The following is a 21,998-nucleotide window of genomic DNA, read 5'->3' as shown; positions in this document are numbered from 1 at the left end:
CTAACAACTATGAGTGATAAACAAAAACACGCGTCAGCGTACTGGAAAGAAAACATTAAATACCTAGCAATATTGCTTGTCATATGGTTTGTAGTGTCCTTTGGATGTGGCATTTTATTTAGAGAAGAATTAGACCAATTTAGACTAGGAGGCTTTAAACTAGGCTTTTGGTTTGCCCAACAAGGATCCATTTATGTATTCGTAATTTTAATTTTCGTGTATGTAAGATTAATGAATAAACTAGATAAAAAATACGGTTTTGACGAGTAGTCTAAACTAATAACTTAAAACTATAATATTATGAGTGTACAATTTTGGACATGGTTATTAGTAGGACTTACTTTTGCCTTATATTTTGGAATCGCAATTTGGGCAAGAGCAGGCTCAACTAAAGAATTTTATGTTGCTGGTGGAGGTGTTTCTCCGTTAGCAAATGGTATGGCAACAGCAGCCGATTGGATGAGTGCAGCCTCTTTTATTAGTATGGCTGGTATTATTTCCTTTTCAGGTTATGATGGTTCTGTTTACTTAATGGGTTGGACAGGTGGATATGTGCTTTTAGCTTTATTATTAGCACCATATTTGCGTAAGTTTGGTAAGTTTACAGTGCCAGATTTTATTGGAGATAGATATTACTCAAACACAGCAAGAACGGTAGCGGTAATTTGTGCATTAATTGTATCATTTACTTACGTTGCAGGACAAATGCGAGGTGTTGGTATTGTATTTTCTCAGTTTTTACAAGTGGATATTAATATTGGAGTTGCTATTGGTATGGCAGTGGTTTTAACCTTTGCTTTATTAGGAGGAATGAAAGGTATAACCTATACACAAGTCGCACAATATTGTGTGTTAATATTTGCTTTTATGGTGCCTGCCTTTTTTATATCAATGCAAATGACCGGAAATATTATTCCGCAAATAGGTATGGGAAGTAAGGTAGAAGGTGGTGCATTTTTATTAGATAAATTAGACACTTTACACACACAACTAGGTTTTAACGAATACACCAGCGGAACAAAATCTACTTGGGATGTGTTTGCAATTACACTGGCATTAATGACAGGTACTGCAGGATTACCACACGTAATTGTGCGTTTTTTTACAGTACCAAAAGTAAAAGATGCACGTAAATCTGCAGGTTATGCATTATTTTTAATCGCTATTTTATATACTACAGCACCTGCAATTGCAGTGTTTTCTAGAACTAATTTAATAGAAACGGTTAGTAATAAAGAATATAAAGAAATCCCAGAATGGTTTAAAAATTGGGAGAATACAGGATTGATAGCATGGTCTGATAAAAATGGAGATGGAAAAATTCAATATGTTGCTGGAGATGCTTTATCAGGTAAAAAACCAGAATATACAGATGCACGAGGCGCAAGTGGAGAGCGTATAGTAGCTAATGTAAGTGATGCTTCAAACGAGCTATATGTAGATAGAGATATTATGGTATTGGCAAACCCAGAGATTGCAAACCTGCCTAATTGGGTTATTGGTTTAGTGGCAGCAGGAGGTTTGGCAGCAGCATTATCTACAGCAGCAGGATTATTACTGGTAATTTCTACATCTGTGTCTCATGATTTAGTTAAAAAGCAATTAAAACCAGATATTTCTGATAAAGACGAATTAAAAGTGGCTAGAATAGCTATTTTTATAGCTATTTTAATTGCAGGTTACTTTGGTATTAATCCGCCAGGCTTTGTAGCTGCAGTCGTCGCGCTGGCATTTGGTCTTGCAGCAGCCTCCTTTTTTCCTGCTATTATTTTAGGAATATTTGATAAACGTATGAATAGTCAAGGTGCCATTTCCGGTATGGTTGTAGGTATTGTTTTAATGCTATTTTATATGATGAAATTTAAACTAAATATGTTTGGTGGTGGTACAAGTGCAGATTGGTGGTTTGATACATCTCCAGAAGGATTTGGTACAATTGCAATGTGTGTAAATGTAGTAATATCATTAGTGGTTTCTAGATTAACACCTGCACCACCTCAAGATGTACAAGATATGGTTGAAAGTATTAGAATCCCTTCAGGAGCTGGAGAAGCTCAAGATCATTAAAATGTTGAGTTCTGTCTGAGTATTTTTCCGCGAAAGCGAAAATATATTGAGCTTAATTTTAATTTAGTTAGTTAGAAAGTCAGCATTACAAATTGTAGTGCTGATTTTCTTATATTAGTAACATCATAATTTTTTCGCTTTCGCGGAAAGCAAAACCAATTAACCAAATGAAAAAAAGACACGAACAAAAGCTAGTGGTATTATCAATAGCATTGTGTTTAATTTTTAATATTCCGTTTATTTTAGTTTTCAATTTTGAAGGTGCCCTTTTTGGAATCCCAACCTTATATTTTTCAATATTTTCAATTTGGTTAGTATCTATTGTTATTTCATATATCGTATTAAAACGTCACTATGAATAATTACGCATTAATAGCCATAATTATCATCTATTTAGCAGTGTTATTTTACATTGCTTTTCTTGCTGAAAAAAAACGACAGAGCAAATGGGTTAATAATCCCTATGTGTATACGTTATCATTAGCAGTCTATTGTTCGGCATGGACGTATTACGGAAGTGTTGGTATCGCAGCAAATTCAGGAATCAATTTTTTACCAATTTATTTAGGACCTGTTATAGCAGCACCTTTGTGGATTGTAGTGCTTAGAAAGATTATTAGGATTTCTAAACAACATAAAATATCATCTATTGCAGATTTTATTTCATTACGTTATGGTAATAGTCGATTTCTTGGTGCTTTAGTAACTATTATTTGCTTATTCGGAACCTTGCCATACATTTCACTACAATTAAAAGCAGTTTCAGAAACGTTTGAAATCATGTCTGATGATACCAGTTATGTATCAACCGCAGTAATTGACGATTCTACTTTTTACGTCGCTTTATTATTAGCAATATTCGCTACTTTTTTTGGGACTCAAAATGCGGATGCTTCCGAAAAACATAAAGGTATTATTGCTACAGTAGCTTTTGAGTCGGTTTTAAAACTAGTCTTCTTTTTAGCAATCGGTGTTTATGTCACGTTTTATCTATTTGATGGAACAACAGATATTTACGAGAAAATTTCAGTAACCGAAAACTTTAAACAGCTCACCACACTTAGTGGAATAGAAGATGGTTTTAATTGGTTTTTCTTGATAGGCTTATCCTTTATGGCTATATTTTTATTACCAAGACAATTTCAGGTTTCAGTTTTAGAAAACAATAGAGAAAAACATCTTAAAAAAGCGATTTGGCTGTTTCCATTGTATTTATTGTTATTTAATCTGTTTGTTGTTTTTATTGCTTGGGCAGGAAAATTAACTTTTGGTGATACTCAAAATGCAGAGTATTACTCACTGTTAATACCATTAGAAAACGGAAATTCTTTTCTAGCAACACTAGTTTTTTTAGGTGGTTTTTCGGCTGTAATATCAATGGTTATTGTATCAACCTTGGCATTGTCTACAATGGTGAGTAACAACTTGATTATTCCTTATGGTTTTTTAGATAAGTTTATTAAAAATCAACCGGAACGAAATTCCAAATACATTAAGAACATTCGTCGTATTTCTATTTTTACTATTATAATTTCGGCTTATTTCTTTTATGTTTCTTTTTCAAAAGAATTATCGTTGTACTCCATAGGGTTAATTTCATTTGTAATAATATCACAGTTAGCACCTTCATTTTTTATAGGATTATATTGGAATAGAGGAGCATCTAAAGCAGCAATTACAGGTATACTTCTTGGTTTTTTTATAGCAATTTATACTTTAGTCTTACCGTTTACATTACAAGCGTATACAGGTACGGATGATTTTACTCAGTTAGGTTTATTCGGTATTTCAGCTTTAAAACCTTATGCTTTATTTGGTATCGATTTTTTAAGTCCACCAGCACATGCGTTTTTCTGGAGTATGACATTTAATATTATGAGTTACTTGGTGTTTTCATTAACGTCTAAAGGAAATTATAGAGAACGTAATTATGCTGAGATGTTTGTGGATAGTAATAATTTTACAACACTTCAGGATAGTGCTTTGGTCTGGAAAGGTGAAGCACATGTCGCAGATATTAAAAATGTATTAATTCGTTTTTTAGGTGAAAAAAGAGCCACTCGAGCATTAAACATTTTCTTCACAAAATATAAGTTGCCTCAAGACACCCAATTGGCAGATGCAAGATTAATTAATTTTTCAGAAAAACTGTTAACAGGAAGTATTGGTTCGGCTTCAGCTAAAATATTAATTGCCAGCGTTGTAAAAGAAGAACAAATTAGCTTAGTAGAAGTATTGAAGATTTTGGAAGAGTCTAAAGAAAACATTGTTAGCAACAAGGTACTTCTAGAAAAATCTAACGAATTGTCTCAACTGTCTTCAAAATTAAAAGATGCAAATCAAGAATTAATTAGCAAAGACAAACAAAAAGACGAGTTTTTAGATACAGTTGCACATGAGCTTAAAACTCCAATTACAGGTATTAGAGCTGCAACCGAACTATTAATGGATGATGACGATGATATGCCAAAAGACATTAAAGCTCAGTTTTTAAAAAACATCTTGCAAGATACCGACCGTTTAGGACGGTTAATACATAATATATTAGATTTTGAAAAGCTTGAAACTGGTCGTTTACATTTAGACTTACAATATCACGATATTCAAAAAACAATCCACCAAGCTATTAGCAGTATCTCTCAGATTGCAGCCAAAAAAGAGGTTAAAATAATTAATAATAATCCACATACATTTAGTACTAGATATGACGAGGATCGCATTCTTCAGGTTTTAATTAATTTATTATCTAATGCAATCAAATTTTGCAATCAAAAAACAGGCATTATTGAAATAGATTATAAGCTAGGAAATCAAATGGTAGAAATCTCTGTAACAGACAATGGTAAAGGGATTCCGGAAGAAGATCATAAGTTTATTTTTGATAAATTTTACCAGTCAAAACACCAAAATACCATCAAACCACAAGGTAGTGGATTAGGTTTAGCAATTACAAAACAAATTGTAGAAAAGCATAACGGAAAAATTTGGGCAAAAAAGGACGTTAAAAATGGCGCAACGCTTGTTTTTACCATACCTTTTAAGTAAATTGTTGTCATAAAGTATGAAGAAGAAAATTTTAATTGTAGACGACGAACCTAATATTGTAATGTCGTTAGAATATACCTTCAAAAAACAAGGTTTTGAAGTGTTTATTGCAAGAGATGGAAGTGAGGCTTTAGAGATATTAAAATATCATATTCCTAATGTAGTTTTGTTAGATATTATGATGCCAAATGTAGATGGTTATCAAACATTAACACATATTAAAAATACAGACAGTTTAAAGAATACTAAAGTGGTGTTTTTAACTGCTAAAAATAAGGCTTCAGATATTGAAAAAGGTTTAAAACTTGGAGCAGATAAGTATTTAACAAAACCTTTTTCTGTAAAAAAAATAGTTTCAGAAATATTGGAACTAGTGACTTAAAACAGTTTTTTAAGTTTATTTAAAATTGGTTTTGTGTGCAAACAAACTAAGTTTAATTAAAGTTTAAAGACATGAAATTTCACATCAACCCATTAGCGTCAGATATTATAATTAGTATTTATATTATCGCTACGCTTTATCTTAGGTTTAAATTTGAAAGTCAAACCTATACAAGCCCAATGCTCTCAATTGTTTTGGGACTTTGTTTTGTGCTTATAATCTATGCACTTGTCAAGTTAAAAGTACTTAATCCTAATTGGTTCGGCTTATTTAATTCTAAAAAAGTCTAGCTATGTATTATCAAGAATTTTATAGAAAAAGTATAGACCAACCAGAGCAGTTTTGGCAAGAACAAGCCATGCAATTGGAGTGGTTTAAAGCACCAAAAACCATATTATCTAAAGATAAATATGATTATGATCAATGGTTTCAGGATGGAGAGCTTAATCTAAGTTATTTGTGTATTGACAAACATATCAAAGAAGGATTTGGAAATCAAAATGCTATTATTTACGACTCTCCTGTAACTAATGTAAAACAACACATTACTTTTAGTCAATTACACCACGAAGTGTCCAAACTTGCAGGTGGATTACAAGGTTTAGGATTGCAAAAAGGCGATACGTGTATTATTTACATGCCTATGATTCCGCAAGCGTTATACGCTATGTTGGCATGTGTTAGGATAGGAGTAATACACTCGGTTGTGTTTGGTGGTTTTGCACCACACGAATTAGCAATTAGAATTAATGACTGTAAGCCAAAAGCAATTATTACTGCATCAAACGGAGTCGAAATCCAGAAAATTATTCCTTATAAACCTTTTGTAGATCAAGCAATCGCTAAAGCGGAAGTAAAGCCAGAACATGTTATAGTTTTTGATAGACAATTAGGTGTTGAGATTCCGAAGAAAAACTACGATGTTGATTATCAAACGTTAGTCGACGAGGCTCCATCAATGAATGCCATTGCAGTTCAATCCACACATCCTTCTTATATATTATATACTTCAGGAACCACCGGAACTCCAAAAGGAATTATTAGAGATACAGGTGGTTATGCAACTGCTTTAAAATTCGCTATGAAATATATTTATGGAGTAGATGAAGGTGAAACATTTTGGGCAGCAAGTGACGTTGGGTGGGTTGTAGGGCATAGTTTTATAGCTTACGGACCATTATTAAACAGAAATACAACTATAGTTTTTGAAGGAAAACCTATTAAAACACCAGATGCATCTACGTTTTGGCGCGTAATTAATGAGCATAATGTAAAAGCAATGTTTACTGCTCCAACAGCAATTAGAGCTATTAGAAAAGAAGATCCTAATGGTCAGATGTTAAAACGTTTCGATTTGTCTTGTTTAAAATATTTGTTTTTAGCAGGAGAGCGTTGTGATGTGGCAACTCTAAGTTGGACTGAAGAAAAACTTCAAATTCCTGTAATTGACCACTGGTGGCAAACCGAAAGTGGATGGCCAATGATTGCAAATATGGTTGGTGTTGCTTTGCAAGACATAAAACCAGGTTCGGCTGGATTACCTGTATCAGGTTACGATGTTAGAATATTAAACGAAGAAGGAGAGGAAGTAGAATCTAGTGTAGAAGGCTACGTTGCTATTAAATTACCATTACCACCAGGAACATTAAGTAACCTTTGGGGGAATCCACAACGTTTTAAATCGGGCTATTTAGACCGATTTCCTGGATATTATTTCTCTGGAGATGGTGGTTACAAAGACGAAGATGGCTATGTGTTTATTACAGGTCGCGTAGACGATATTATAAACGTTGCTGGACATCGATTATCTACTGCAGAAATGGAAGAAATTGTATCCTCACATAAATCTGTAGCAGAATGCGCTGTATTTGGTGTGCATTGCCAACTTAAAGGACAAAAGCCATTAGGCTTAGTGGTTTTAAAAACAGAAACAACTTTAAATAACGATGCCATTCAAAATGAAATTATACAAGATGTACGTCGCGAAATTGGTGCTGTCGCTTCTTTTAGAGAGGTGTTAGTTGTAAACCGATTGCCAAAGACACGAAGTGGAAAAATTCTTCGTAAATTGTTGCGTAATATCGCGGACGAACAACAGTATAATATACCATCAACCATTGATGATGTTACTATTATAGACGAAATAAAAATAGTATATAAAACCCATAGTATTGGGATTCATAAATAAGATATAGATACAATGCGCTTTAAATTATACGTCACATCGCGTGATTTTTGAAGTACGAAAAAATTGAATCGAGATGTAAAAAGATAAATAGCTATTTGTCAAACTTAGCACAGTCAAAGTGTCTCGAAAAAACAGAAATAAAAACTAAATTAATAATATAAATATCCCAATAAACACAAGTAAAGTGTTTAATAAATTAAACTAATTATGAGTAATTATCACATAAAACATTTAGAAGAGTACTACCAAGTTTACCGTAAATCCGTCAGAAACCCAGAGAGTTTTTGGGAAGAAATAGCCGAAGAGCATTTTATGTGGCGTAAAAAATGGGACAACGTTTTAAGCTGGGATTTTGATAAACCTGAAGTTAAATGGTTTGAAGGTGCAAAATTAAATATAACCGAAAACTGTATAGACAGACATTTATATACAAGAGGTGATAAAACAGCTATTATTTTTGAACCCAACAGTCCAGACGAAAAAGCACTTCATATAACCTACAGAGAATTGCACGATCGTGTTTGTAGATTTGCAAACGTATTAAAAGAAAACGGAGTTGCTAAAGGAGACAGAGTTTGTATTTATTTACCAATGATTCCTGAATTGGCAGTTTCTGTATTAGCATGTGCACGTATAGGCGCAATTCATTCTGTTGTATTTGCAGGATTTTCGTCAACAGCCTTAGCAACCAGAATAAATGATAGTGATTGTAAAATGGTAATTACAAGTGATGGATCTTATCGTGGTGCAAAAACAATAGATTTAAAAGGTATTGTGGACGAGGCACTTCAGGATTGTCCTGGTGTAAATACTGTTTTAGTAGCAAAACGTATTAACTCAGACATAAATATGCAACAAGGTCGTGACCAATGGTTACAACCACTTTTGGACGAAGCCTATCATGACTGCGTACCAGAAATAATGGATGCAGAAGATCCGTTATTTATTCTATACACATCAGGATCCACAGGTACACCAAAAGGAATGGTGCATACCACGGGAGGTTACATGGTGTATTCTGCATATACGTTTAAAAACGTATTTCAATACAGAGAGCAAGACGTGTATTGGTGTACAGCTGATATTGGTTGGATTACTGGACACAGTTATATTGTATATGGACCATTATGTAATGGAGCGACAACCGTAATGTTTGAAGGTGTTCCTAGTTATCCAGATTTTGGACGTTTCTGGGAAATTGTCGAAAAACATAAAGTCAATCAGTTTTACACAGCACCAACAGCAATACGTGCCTTAGCAAAAGAAGGCGTAGAGCATCTAGAAAAACACGATTTATCCTCACTAAAAGTATTGGGTACAGTTGGCGAGCCAATTAACGAAGAGGCTTGGCATTGGTACGATGATAACGTTGGAAAACGTAAAGCTCCAATTGTAGATACCTGGTGGCAGACAGAAACTGGAGGGATAATGATTACTCCAATCGCATTTGCAACACCAACAAAACCAACCTATGCAACCTTACCATTTATTGGTATTCAGCCAGCATTAATGGATGAGCATGGACAAGAAATAAAAGGAAATCAAGTCGATGGACGTTTGTGCATAAAATTCCCTTGGCCAAGTATGGCAAGAACTATTTGGGGTAATCACCAACGTTATAAAGACACTTATTTCTCTGCCTACGAGGGTAAATATTTTACAGGAGATGGCGCATTGCGTGATGAGGTTGGCTACTACAGGATAACTGGTCGTGTGGATGATGTTATTATTGTTTCAGGACACAACCTTGGAACTGCACCAATAGAAGATGCTATTAACGAGCATCCAGCTGTGTCAGAAAGTGCAATTGTCGGCTTTCCACACGATATTAAAGGAAACGCTTTATACGGTTACGTAACCCTTAAAGAAACAGGAGAAAGTAGGGATCAAGATAATTTACGTAAAGAGATTAATCAGTTAATTACTGAGCAAATAGGACCAATCGCTAAGTTGGATAAAATACAGTTTACCAATGGATTACCTAAAACACGAAGTGGTAAAATTATGCGTCGTATTTTACGTAAAATAGCAAGTAATGAGACAGAAAATTTAGGAGATACAAGTACATTATTAAACCCAGAATGTGTGCAAGAAATCATGGATAATGTACTGTAGTATCATTGTAAAAAAGTAGGACAAAGCAAACTTAAATAGTAATATATAATTATTTATTTGGGCATTACACTTTTCCGCTTAAGCTACAAAATGTCGGGCTTTCCGTTATATCTTTTGCAAAAAAAAGCAAAAGGATACCACTGCAATCCCTAATGCAAAAAACGCAACCTTTTTAGGTTGCGTTTTTTTATTAAAACGTAATAATTGAGTCTGCATAATTTATTAAAAAATTACTTTTTTGTAACAAAAACAGATTAAAAACGTCTTATTTTTAGGATAAATTAACCATTAGCCTATATTCAAGTTAATTATTAGCATAAATCAAAACCATTACCAAAATGAAAAAACTAATAGTAATTATTATCGTATTTATCGTCAGCTTTCAAGCTAAATCACAAGACATTCTAATTCCAGATGAAGTTAAAACATACATTCAATCAAGAGTTAATAATCAAGTTAATGTTGGTATTGTAGTTGGATATATTGATGGTCAAAATATAGACTATTATAGCTTTGGTAACACTGCAATAAAGGATGGAACACCTGTAAATAAAAATTCAGTGTTTGAGATTGGATCTATTTCAAAAACATTTACAACGACCATTTTAGCATTAAAGGTTAATAGTGGCGAAATGAGTTTAAACGACCCAATTTCAAAATACTTACCAGAAACAGTTAAAGTACCTACAAAAAATGGCAAAGAGATTACATTGCAACATTTAGCAACACACACGTCAGCTTTACCACGTATGCCAGATAATATGGCTCCAAAAGATGTAAACAATCCGTTTGCAGATTATACCTATAAACAATTATATAGCTTTATTTCTAATTACGAGTTAACTAGAGATATTGGTGTTTTTAGTGAGTATTCAAATTTAGGAATGGGATTATTAGGTCACATTTTAGAGCTTCAAAGTGGTCAAACTTTTGAGGAATTAGTAATACAACATATTGCTAATCCCTTACAAATGGATGATACCAGAATAGTATTAACACAGCAAATGCAAAATCGTTTAGCAAAAGGACATGCAGGATTATCAGAAACTAATAATTGGGATATTATCACCTTAGCTGGAGCAGGAGGAATAAGGTCAACTACCAGTGATATGGTAAAATATATCCAAGCAAATTTAAACTGTGCTTCTGGAAACACGCCATTAGATAAAGCGATGCAGCTAGCACATCAGTCTACTTTTAAAAGTGAAGAACAGCGTATAGAAATGGCATTAGCTTGGCATATTGAAAATGGTAAATTTTTAATGCATAATGGTGCAACAGGTGGTTATTGTGCAATGTCAGCTATTGATAAAGCGGATAAAAAAGGCGTAATAGTTTTGACAAATAGTAACGAAAACGTGGATGCTATTGCTATTAAATTAATGGTTCCAACATATCCATTACAACCTGTCAAACCATCGATAGCAAAGATGATGGCTAAAAAAATTAAGGATAGTAATATAGATGAGGCTATCATGTTTTATAAAGATGCTAAAGTAAGTCAAGCTAATACTTTTAATTTTGATATAGACCAGCTTAATACTTTAGGTTATCAGTTTTTAGAAGAAGACCAAAAAGAAATTGCTTTAGCATTATTTAAATTAAATGTAGCACAATTTCCGGAGGCTTCAAACCCATATGACTCATTAGGTGAAGCATATTTAAAATCAGGAGAACAAACATTAGCTATCACTAACTACAAAAAGTCTTTAGCATTAAATCCAGCAAATGACAATGCAAGAGACGTTTTAAAATCGTTAGATGTGGTATTGGAAGAGGTTGTTATATCTCCAGAAATACTAAAAACGTATGTTGGTAAATATCAATTAGCACCAGATTTTTTTATTACTATTTCAACAAACGATGGACGTTTATTTTTACAAGCAACTAACCAATCAAAATTCGAAATTTATCCGTCAGAAGTAAATCAATTTTATTTAAAAGTTGTGGAGGCTAAAGTGGAATTTAAAGCAAATAAAGACGGTCAAATAGATGGTATGATTTTATTTCAAAATGGTCAAGTATTACCAGGTCAGCGCGTAGAATAATAAAATTAATTCGCGATATTTGCAGTGTACATGCAAATATGATTAATATTAGAGAATATATAGAAAAAACAGTGGTAATATCTGATCAAGATTGGCAACTGTTTTCGTCTAAATTAGAGAATAGAACTTTTAAAAAGAAAACGACTATTCTTGGGGTAGGAGAGACTGAAAACTATATTTCGTTTATAGAAAAAGGTATCGCTCGTTTTTTAATTCCGAAGGAAGAAAAAGAAATAGATTTGACCTTTGGATTTTGTTTTAAAAATGAGTTTGTAAGTGCTTACGATTCTTTTTTGACCAGAAAACCTTCATTATATAAGTTACAAGCGTTAACGGATATTACCATGTGGAGCATATCTTATGACGATCTGCAGGAAGTGTACGAAAAAAGTTTTGCAGGTAATGTAATTGGTCGTTTATCCTCAGAACGTTTGTTTTTAATTAAATCAAAACGCGAGCAATCGCTTTTAAACGAAACTGCTGAAGAGCGTTATTTAAATTTGTTTACGGAGCGTCCAAACTTAATAAAAGAGATTCCGTTAAAATATATAGCATCTTATATTGGTGTTACTCCTCAGGCTTTAAGTAGGATTAGAAAGCGAATTTCTTAACTTAGGTTCATTGTATGAGCATAATAGTATGTAGACCTTTGTAAATAAAGCAAAGTCTATGGCTATTTTAATATTTATCATAATTTTATGGTATACAGGTTTGTTCTTTCAGACCTTCTTTTTACATCGTTACGCAGCACATCAAACCTTTACAATGTCCAAAGTGACAGAGCGTGTTTGCTTTGTATTAACATGGGTTTTTCAAGGATCAAATTATTTAAGTGCCTATGGCTACGGAGTAATGCATAGGATGCATCATGCTTATGCAGATACTGAAAAAGATCCGCACTCACCTAAATACGATAGTAATTTGTTTACTATGATGTGGCGCACAAAAAATATTTATCAGGATATTAATAAAAAACGAATTGCAGTAGCAGATAAGTTTACTAAAAATGTACCACAATGGAAGGCATTTGATAAGATAGCAAGTTCTAGAATTTCAAGATTATCATGGGCTGCAGCCTATATTGTGTTTTTTAGTGTCTTTGCAACTGCTTGGTGGCAATGGTTATTACTACCTATCGCCTTTTTTATGGCACCAATCCACGGAGTTATTATAAATTGGTTTGCGCATATTTATGGCTATCGTAATTTTAAAGTTAGTGACACGTCTAAAAATTTACTGCCTGTAGATATTTTGATGATGGGAGAAGGATACCATAATAATCACCACTCGCATAGTGGACGTGCTAATTTTGGTGTACGTTGGTTTGAAATTGATTTTACATACTGCATAATGTATGTTTTAGATAAACTACATATTATAAAAATAAAAAAAACTGCTAATTAATTAGCAGTTTTTTTTGCATAAATATTTAATCCAAAATGATTAATTTTTATATAGAGCTGTTTTTTAATGTTTTACAAATGGCTTGGGTTTAGCTAAATTAAAAGTAAAATAGGCTATTAAGCTTTAGTGACTAAAAAGTAAATTTAGTACTAAAATAACTAAATATAAGTTTCTATTTTAGAGGTATGAAAACCAACCTAAAATTATTTCTTCTTATATATATATGCGTTACTTGTCTTTTTAGTAATAAGGCTTTTTCGCAGCATCAAACAGATAGCTTATCATACTATACAAATGCTATAGAGAAAGTAACTTCTGAAGAAACGCTAGCTAAGGCGTATCAATATTTAATTGAGCATTTAGAAATTAAAAAGAAAAAAAACAGCAAATTAGGTATAGCTTATGATTTATACTTTTTAGCAAGAATAGACTACAAAGTAGGTTTTTATGATGATAGTGAAGTAAGTGCTGTTGAAGCTTTAAAGATATTAGATGGTCTAAAAGTTAATAATTATAATACTAAACTAACAACAGGAGTTTTAAACCTTTTGGGACAAGTCTATAATCAAAAAAACATGTTTGATAAAGCTAATGAGACGTATTTAAAAGCGTTATCTATTACTTCGACTTCAAGAGATAGTTTGGTGTTGTATAATAACATTTCTAATATTTATAAAAATCAAAAATTATATAATAAAGCTCAGAGCACATTAATAAAAGCAACTAATTTATTTAATAGGGTAGAAGACTCAATAGAAAAGGCCAGAGTTATTGATAATTTAGGGTTTATAAAATTTAAATTAAATAATCATGGTGCGTTTGACGATTTTAAGACAGCCTACACCATACGTCAAAATGTTGATAATTTAGCCGAGTTATATCCAAGTTATAAAAATTTATCCGAATATTACTTAAGTAAAAAGGATACAGTCCAAGCTTTATCCTTTGCAATAAAAGCCTATGACGTTGCTAATAAGGTAAACAGTTTGTCCTACAAATTAGATGCAGTTAAAACAAGGTATAATTTAGGAGATAATACGGTATTTAAGGAGTATTCATTTTTAAACGATAGCTTATTAAAAGCGACAAAACTAAGTCAAAATAAGTTTGCTTTGCTAAAATATAACGTTAGTAAAAGTCAATTACAGTCTCAAATAGAGAAAGCTCAAAAACAAATCTACCAATTATTAGCAGTTGTAATATTGATTTTAGCTTTGGGATTGCTCTATTTTTTTAGAGCAAAACATAAAAAAGAAAAATTAAAAGAGGTTTATACAACAGAAACTAGAATATCTAAAAAAGTACATGATGAGGTAGCAAATGATGTCTATCAAATAATGACAAAATTACAGAGTAAAGCCACTATAAATGAAGACTTTTTAGACGATCTGGAAAAAATTTACATTAAAACTAGAGATATTTCTAAAGAAAATAGCACAATAAATGTTAATCAAGATTTTGAAATCCTACTTACAGACTTATTAGCTAATTATAGTAGTAATCAGGTTAATGTGATTACAAAGGACATTGCAAAGGTAGATTGGAAAAAGGTGTCAGATGTTAAAAAGACTGCACTTTACAGAGTGTTACAGGAGTTAATGACCAATATGAAAAAACATAGCCAAGCTAATATTGTAGTCGTAGTTTTTAGTCAAAACAATAAAAAAGTGACTATTAATTACAACGATAATGGTGTAGGAACATTATTAAAAAAGAATAATGGTTTGCAAAATGTGGAAAACCGTATTCAATCTGTTAATGGAACAATTACTTTTACATCCACAGTCAATAAAGGGTTTAAAGCAAACATTATATTATAAAGTATGTTTAGTAAAGTAATTATATCAGATGATTTAGGTAGTATTAGTCAAGGTGTTTTATCTGTCTTAAGTAAATTATCCATAACTAATGTCACACAAGTACAATATTGTGATGATGCTTATCTTAAAATATCTAAAGCAATTCTCGACCAACAACCATTTGAATTGTTAATTACAGATTTATCGTTTATTGCAGATCATAGAGACCAGAAATATAAATCAGGAGAAGAGCTTGTTGCTGCTTTAAAGCAACAGAATCCTGATTTAAAAATTATTGTTTATTCGGTAGAAGATAGATTACAAAAAGTAAGAGTATTGGTTAATAAACATAACATTGATGGTTATGTTTGTAAAGGTAGACGTGGTTTGATAGAACTTGATCAAGCTATTGTAACTACATATCAAAATGGTCAATATTTATCACCTCAAGTGCAACAAGCTTTAAGTCCAAAGTCTAATTTAGAGATTGATGATTATGACATTTTATTAATTAAATTATTATCTAATGGTTTGTCGCAAGAACAAATTAGAGAACAACTAAAAATAGATAATATTTCGCCTAATAGCTTGAGTACTATCGAAAAAAAGCTAAACAAACTACGTATACAATTTAAAGCTAACAATGCCATACATCTTGTTGCAATCGTAAAAGATTTAGGTTTAATTTAAAAAAAAAACAAGTCTTTACGGGAAACCGTAAAATACATAAGCTAACAAGTCTTAAAATTGTATGCTAATTAATTAATAATGTTTTTTCTAAGGGAAAAAACTTTAGGCAATCCTTAGTGATTGCCTTTTTTATAATTTACTATAACCAAGTAAATTGATTAGAGTTTACAGGAATAATTATAGCTAATTGACTTTATGTATTCTCGATTAAAGCCTTGCAAATTTTTTGTAGGGCTTTTTTATTTTGTATTAATCTTGTAATTAAAAATAAAATTCAATTAATGGTTTTAATTTTAATTTGTATGCTACTTTTCATTACATTTAATTAATATGTAATTCATTATTAAAAACAATAATTATGGCTAAATCACAAGACGCAAAAAAAAATGTAAAAAAGGAAGCGACCTTATCGCCTAAAGAAAAAAAGGCTGCTAAACTAGCTAAAAAAGCAACACGAAAATAATAGCTTATCCATAGACTGTTAAAACCACTCAAAAATGAGTGGTTTTTTAATTTAAAGCTATTACCTTTAGCTACGTTATAAATTTTAACTTAGCACTTATGGATATAAAATTAGCAGTACTTATTGATGGAGACAATATTCCCTCAGCATATGTAAAGGAGATGATGGAAGAAATTGCTAAATATGGTAATCCAACAATTAAACGTATTTATGGAGATTGGACCAAACCAAATCTTAATAAATGGAAAAGTTTGCTATTAGAAAATGCTATAACTCCAATCCAACAATATGGCTATACTACTGGTAAAAATGCTACAGATTCTGCCATGATTATTGATGCAATGGATATTTTATATTCAGAGAAAGTAGATGGCTTTTGCTTAGTATCTAGTGATAGCGATTTTACACGTCTTGCAACGCGTTTACGTGAAGCTGGAATGAAAGTCTATGGTATTGGAGAAAAGAAGACGCCAAACCCTTTTATAGTCGCTTGTGATAAGTTTATTTACATAGAAATACTTAAAAACCTAACCGAAGACAGTACATTAGAACCTTCAACCAAATCTTCTAAGTCCAAAAATAATTATGACACCATCACACAAAAAGAAATTAAGCTTATTGCTACAACTATTGACGATGTTGCAGATGACGATGGTTGGGCATTTTTAGGTGATGTTGGAAGTTTATTACAAAAAAAGCAACCTAATTTTGATTCTAGAAATTATGGTTTTCAAAAACTAACACCTTTAATTAATAGTATTCCAGCGTTTGAAATAGATAGTCGTGAGGACACTAGAGGTCGCATGAAGCTAATTTATGTCAGAATTAAAGAGGTAAAACCTAAAGGTCGAAAGCGATAATTAATCACACAATTATTACTACTATAATTTAAGGTAATTGCGATACTTTATATCGCGCAGCTAATAAATCTTGTACTTCTTTAACAGGTTTAAAGCAACCTTTAAGTTTTAACTTGTTGTTTTTACTAAGGTTTTTTACATCAATAAACTGACCAGAATCATTATTTTTCAATCCTTGTTTTGTTCTAAAGCGTAGCAATACTCTAAATGCGTTTATGCACGAGTCAAACAAATCTTTGTGCTGAGGTTCGATTTCAACTAGTTTTTGGTAGCGTGCTATAGTATTGTTTATATCCTTAATATCATGCGACAAAATTAAAACACGTGCAGCATCAACAAGTGGCATAATAGCTCTGGATTTAATATCAAATTGATCTTTATGTTCTCCAGAATGCTCTACTAAAAAGCTTCTAAAAAAGCTTAAAGGTGCAGGTTTTTTTAAAGCATTTCTACCCATAAAAGTTAAGAAGATTTCATGACTATGTATGGCTCTAAAAATATTGTCGGACATACCACTAACTAAACTTTGGTTTCCATAAACAAAGTTATAATCAAAAAAAATGTTGCACAACATCATTTTATCCTCGTCAGAGTGGGTAATCCAATTGGTAAATTGAGATTTCCAATCAGAGACTGTTAAACACCATTTTGGGTTACTTGCCATCATGTTATCAGGACAAAACTTAAAGCCAACAATAGCTAGTTTTTTATTTACAGCCGTTGCTAATTTTAAAAAGTAAGCTTTAGTTTTATAGTCTTCTGTACTATCTTCATACACCAAAGCATTGTCTTGATCTGTATATAATAGTTGCTCTTTTCTTCCTTGGCTTCCAATAGCTAACCAAGCAAAAGATACAGGTGGTTCTTGGTTAAATTCAGTAATAGTTAACTCTAAAATACGCGATGTAATTGCATTATTTATTGCAGAAATTATTTTGGTTATAAAACTAATTGGGATACTTTGTTTAAGATACCCTTTTAATAAATCTTGCGCTTTTTCTCTAATATATTTTAATGACTCAGCAGAATTTGCTCGTTTTATTTCTTTAATTAAAACCGAAGGATTATTACCATAAATTACAATGATATCATGCTCTGATAGGATACCAATTAACTCAGAATATGGTGTCCCATCTTTGGTAATACATAGGTGTGAAATATCATTTTTTAGCATTGCAATTTGTGCTTCGGCAACAGATATACTGTCAGGAAACGTGATAACTGGAGAAGACATAATGGCTTCCACAGTGTCTGTTATGGTGTGTAATCCAGTAGCCACTTTATTACGCAAATCTTTGTCTGTAATAATACCAATTGGCTGTTTGTTATTAGTTATTACAATAGATCCCACTTTATTAGTGCTCATTATTTGCGAAGCTTCTTGTATGCTAATTAATGGATTGCATACCACAGGGTTTTTAGAAAACTTTGCCGATTGCATTTCGGTAAAACTAGAGGCTTCAGGTTTTAAAACACCAATGTTAGCAAATAATGTACCCTTGTCTTCATCACTATAAGGGTTACGCGTATTAGTAGCAAAACTTGCAATTAAAAACTGATTGGCTTTTGGGTTATTTATTATAATGTCTTCAATAACCTTAGCAGGAATACTATAAATAATACTTTGCTCAATAGCTCTTGCATCCAATAAATAATGATCTTTACGTATTAATGCTCGTAATCCAAAAATATCTCCAGCATCACATTTATCAACTAATTTATCATCTTTAAAAATACCAATTGCACCTGCCTTTACCACGTAAAACACCTCTTGTAAAGCTTCATTTTGTTTAAAAATAAAATTATCCTTTTCAATGTAAATTACCTCAATCTCAGATGCAATAGCTAACAATTGCTCATGACTTAAAGCATCAAAAGGAGGAAAGTCTTTTATGAAATCTAAAATACGTTCTGTAATGGCGTTTTTCATCTTACTAATTTATGCAAAATTAATAGGTTAAAATTGGACTATTACTATCATTTTGTTAAAATAATTAGCAAGATAAAAAGACATTTTATTTGATTAACTTAGTGTTCTAATTATCAAGTTTATGAAAACCAAACTATTTATTTTAAGTGTCTTGTCTTTATTATGTTTTAATTGTAAAAAGATAGAAGAAACAAAAAAGGTTGAGACTACTAATACTGCAGAAAATTATTTAAAACCCAATACTGAAGATCAATTTTTAGGAGGTATAAAAATGATACCAATTACAACACCTAAAGGCGAATTTAAGGTTTGGACTAAACGCGTTGGAAATAACCCAACAATGAAGGTGCTTTTATTACATGGTGGTCCAGGAATGACGCATGAAATTTATGAATGTTTTGATGGCTACTTTCCGCAGGAAAATATAGAGTATTACTACTACGATCAATTAGGATCGTATTACAGCGATCAACCCAAAGATTTAAGTTTATGGGATTTAGATAGATTTGTAGAAGAGGTGGAACAAGTTAGAATTGCTTTAGGTTTAAATAAAGATAATTTTTACTTGTATGGTCAATCTTGGGGAGGAATTTTGGGCATGCAATATGCCTTAAAATATCAAGACAATTTAAAAGGATTAATTATATCTAATATGGTAGCTTCAATACCTGACTATCAAAAATATTCTGACCAGGTGTTAGCACCAAAATTAGATCCTGAAGTTTTAAAAGAAATTATGAGCTATGAGGATAAAGAAGATTACACAAATCAAAGATATTTAGATTTAATTGTCGAAAATTATTACACCAAGCATGTTATAAGAATGCCAGTCAAAGATTGGCCAGAACCAATTAACAGAAGCTTTAAGCATTTAAATCCTGATGTGTATGTAACAATGCAAGGACCAAGTGAGTTTGGTATAAAAGGTAATGCTACGCTTAAAAATTGGGATGTAAAAGACCGATTAAAAGAAATTAAAACACCAACCCTTACCATTGGAGCAACGCATGATACCATGGACCCAGAACACATGAAATGGATTAGTACCGAAGTCCAAAATGGACGTTTTTTGCTTTGCCCAAATGGCAGTCATTTATCTCAATTTGATGATCAAAAGGTGTTTTTTAAAGGGTTAATTAGTTTTATTAAAGATGTAGATTCTGGTGCGTTTTAATACGTGTCAGGTACATCAGTTAAGGTTTTTAGATAAGCTATAATGGCTTGCTGCTCGGTTTCTGTAAGGTTTAAATTATCAAAAGGAAGCGTTTGATGGTCCAAATCAAAACCCAATCCACCACCTCCACCAAGGTTGTAAAAATTAAGGACTTCCTCTAAAGTAGTATAGACGCCATTATGCATATATGGACCTGTTATAGCTACGTTTCTAACCGTTGGCGTTTTAAACATACCTTTATGTAAGGCTTCTTTATATTTATAATAAAAACCAGAATCGTCATCTAGTTTTTTGTTTTGGGCTGTTTTTGGAACACCAATAACTTCTTTTTCTGTTTCAGTAAAAAAAGGTGGTACAGTTCCGCTAGTTAATGGCATAAAATGGCATGTGGCACATAAGGCTTTGCCCATAAATAGGTTATAACCTAAGGTTTCTTCATCTGTAAAATTATTAAGTTCTCCTCTAATATTTTTATCAAATTTAGAGTCAAAACCGTTTAAAGTAGAAATATAAGCAGACAATGCTTTAATAACATTGGTATTGTTTTTTGGAACTTGTCCATAGGCTTCTTTAAATAATGTAACGTAAGTTGAGTCTTGTAAAATAGCTTCAGAAAAGGTGTGAACATTAGTATTAAATTCTTTATCATTTAAAAATACAGATGAAATTTGTTCAATCATTGTTTCAGATCTACCATCCCAAAAAAAACTTTTTTGAAAGGCACTATTTATTAAAGTTGGTGTATTGCGCTGTAATGGCTTACCGTTATTATCTAAGTTTACAGTCATAGCATCCGCATATCCTAAAGCAGGACTATGACAGGTAACACAAGCCATACTGTTGTTAGCAGAAAGTTGTGTGTCAAAAAACAATTTTTCGCCTAAAGCTATTTGTTTGTCGCTTGGGTTACGGTTAGTTGTTGGTGTAAAATAGTTTAAGTTGAAACTATTACTTTCAAAAAAAGTAGGTGCATCAAAATTAAAAGCTTCTGTATTAGTAGGTTCCCAAATGTTAGCTGTTTTCCTGATAGAAACCCATTGACGCGTGATTGGATTTAAGTAATCTCTGGTAAACGTAAACCTATCAAAAGCATCAAAATCCTGATGTTGATTAATGTAATTAATTGCTTTTATAATCGAGTTGTTAAACGCATCATCTAAGGATTTGTCTTTTTTTATAATCGAAGATTTTAAGGTGTTATTATATACGTTTTGAAGACTTTTTAATGAAACAGCACTTTCTTTTATACCTAAATGACTAACAGGAGTATCAAATCCTGACATACCCAAACTTACAATGCGCAAAAGCTGTTGGTGTGTAGCTATAAAAAAACGTTGTGGTGTTAATGCTCTGTTTTCCATATTTGCTTTTAATATGGCAAACAACCCTTGTGTAACATAGATTTCTTGATTAAAATCTGTGACGGACGTCTCTTGCTCATAAATACTTTCTTCTATTTTTTGAAGACCAATAGGTTTTAATATCTTGCCAGTATCTTCTTTATAAACAGGAAGCGCAGGACCATTAGCTCTGTGTCCTACTTCAGGGTTTAGATATGAGGCAAAAGGCTCTGCTTTTTTAAAAGCCTCTCGTGCTAATGTAAAATAGTGTTTGGTGTTTTTACCAGTAAGACCTTCGGTTTTTAAACTATCTAAGTAATTAGAAGCAAGATCTATATTGTTTATATAATACTTTTGAGCAATGTCCCAATTTATGACGTCTACGGTTTCGGTTTTATCCGATTTGCAAGCTGATAATGTTACTAATAATACTATTATAATTAAAAATGAATGGTGTGATTTCATGTTGAGATTGTAATAAACAAAATGAATC

Annotated in this window: 16 protein-coding genes; 14 read left to right on the top strand and 2 right to left on the bottom strand. The window is 32.0% G+C overall.

Features of this window, described 5'->3' with window-relative positions:
- Positions 1 to 9: 9 nt before the first annotated feature.
- The 13 genes from WNY60_RS10205 to WNY60_RS10145 all read left to right on the top strand — a co-directional run bounded on the left by WNY60_RS10205 (position 10) and on the right by WNY60_RS10145 (position 17,061).
- The gene (locus tag WNY60_RS10205; RefSeq protein WP_090838695.1) at positions 10 to 270 is read left to right on the top strand and encodes a DUF4212 domain-containing protein; all 261 of its coding nucleotides are present in this window, start codon (positions 10 to 12) and stop codon (positions 268 to 270) included.
- A gap of 30 nt (positions 271 to 300) precedes the next feature.
- The gene (locus WNY60_RS10200; RefSeq protein ID WP_342862300.1) at positions 301 to 2,067 is read left to right on the top strand and encodes a sodium:solute symporter family protein; all 1,767 of its coding nucleotides are present in this window, start codon (positions 301 to 303) and stop codon (positions 2,065 to 2,067) included.
- A 167-nt stretch (positions 2,068 to 2,234) separates the two neighbouring features.
- A complete protein-coding gene (locus WNY60_RS10195; RefSeq protein ID WP_145001462.1) occupies positions 2,235 to 2,429 on the top strand; it encodes a hypothetical protein in 195 nt (64 codons plus the stop codon).
- Positions 2,422 to 5,112 carry a sensor histidine kinase gene (locus WNY60_RS10190; RefSeq protein ID WP_342862299.1) on the top strand — a complete coding sequence of 897 codons (2,691 nt, stop codon included), beginning with the start codon at positions 2,422 to 2,424 and terminating at the stop codon, positions 5,110 to 5,112. The genes WNY60_RS10195 and WNY60_RS10190 overlap by 8 nt, the downstream gene beginning before the upstream one ends.
- Before the next feature lie 16 nt (positions 5,113 to 5,128).
- A complete protein-coding gene (locus WNY60_RS10185; protein ID WP_342862298.1) occupies positions 5,129 to 5,494 on the top strand; it encodes a response regulator in 366 nt (121 codons plus the stop codon).
- 292 nt (positions 5,495 to 5,786) lie between these two features.
- On the top strand, positions 5,787 to 7,682 hold the full coding sequence (locus WNY60_RS10180; RefSeq protein WP_342862297.1) for an acetate--CoA ligase: 1,896 nt from the start codon (positions 5,787 to 5,789) through the stop codon (positions 7,680 to 7,682).
- A gap of 207 nt (positions 7,683 to 7,889) precedes the next feature.
- Positions 7,890 to 9,797 carry an acetate--CoA ligase gene (gene acs, locus WNY60_RS10175; RefSeq protein WP_342862296.1) on the top strand — a complete coding sequence of 636 codons (1,908 nt, stop codon included), beginning with the start codon at positions 7,890 to 7,892 and terminating at the stop codon, positions 9,795 to 9,797.
- A 338-nt stretch (positions 9,798 to 10,135) separates the two neighbouring features.
- The gene (locus WNY60_RS10170; protein WP_342862295.1) at positions 10,136 to 11,845 is read left to right on the top strand and encodes a serine hydrolase; all 1,710 of its coding nucleotides are present in this window, start codon (positions 10,136 to 10,138) and stop codon (positions 11,843 to 11,845) included.
- 38 nt (positions 11,846 to 11,883) lie between these two features.
- Complete coding sequence (locus WNY60_RS10165; protein ID WP_342862294.1) at positions 11,884 to 12,456, top strand: Crp/Fnr family transcriptional regulator; 573 nt, start codon at positions 11,884 to 11,886, stop codon at positions 12,454 to 12,456.
- 58 nt (positions 12,457 to 12,514) lie between these two features.
- Positions 12,515 to 13,249: an acyl-CoA desaturase gene (locus WNY60_RS10160; protein ID WP_145001470.1), complete on the top strand. Its 735-nt coding sequence runs from the start codon at positions 12,515 to 12,517 to the stop codon at positions 13,247 to 13,249.
- A gap of 185 nt (positions 13,250 to 13,434) precedes the next feature.
- The gene (locus WNY60_RS10155; protein ID WP_342862293.1) at positions 13,435 to 15,069 is read left to right on the top strand and encodes an ATP-binding protein; all 1,635 of its coding nucleotides are present in this window, start codon (positions 13,435 to 13,437) and stop codon (positions 15,067 to 15,069) included.
- A gap of 3 nt (positions 15,070 to 15,072) precedes the next feature.
- Complete coding sequence (locus WNY60_RS10150) at positions 15,073 to 15,738, top strand: response regulator transcription factor (RefSeq protein WP_145001472.1); 666 nt, start codon at positions 15,073 to 15,075, stop codon at positions 15,736 to 15,738.
- A 561-nt stretch (positions 15,739 to 16,299) separates the two neighbouring features.
- Complete coding sequence (locus tag WNY60_RS10145; RefSeq protein WP_145001473.1) at positions 16,300 to 17,061, top strand: NYN domain-containing protein; 762 nt, start codon at positions 16,300 to 16,302, stop codon at positions 17,059 to 17,061.
- A gap of 28 nt (positions 17,062 to 17,089) precedes the next feature.
- Here the strand turns inward: WNY60_RS10145 and WNY60_RS10140 are convergent, their stop codons facing one another.
- Positions 17,090 to 18,991: a DUF294 nucleotidyltransferase-like domain-containing protein gene (locus WNY60_RS10140; protein WP_342862292.1), complete on the bottom strand. Its 1,902-nt coding sequence runs from the start codon at positions 18,989 to 18,991 to the stop codon at positions 17,090 to 17,092.
- 121 nt (positions 18,992 to 19,112) lie between these two features.
- On the opposite strand from WNY60_RS10140, the gene WNY60_RS10135 reads away from it, so the two are divergent.
- Complete coding sequence (locus WNY60_RS10135; RefSeq protein ID WP_342862291.1) at positions 19,113 to 20,165, top strand: proline iminopeptidase-family hydrolase; 1,053 nt, start codon at positions 19,113 to 19,115, stop codon at positions 20,163 to 20,165.
- Here WNY60_RS10135 and WNY60_RS10130 read toward each other — a convergent pair.
- Entirely contained in the window at positions 20,162 to 21,970 is a 1,809-nt protein-coding gene (locus WNY60_RS10130) for a cytochrome c peroxidase (protein WP_342862290.1), read from the bottom strand. The genes WNY60_RS10135 and WNY60_RS10130 overlap by 4 nt on opposite strands.
- Positions 21,971 to 21,998: the final 28 nt, after the last annotated feature.

Source organism: Olleya sp. AS48 (assembly GCF_038900355.1).
Lineage (GTDB): Bacteria > Bacteroidota > Bacteroidia > Flavobacteriales > Flavobacteriaceae > Olleya.
This window is presented reverse-complemented; position numbering and strand designations above follow the sequence as displayed.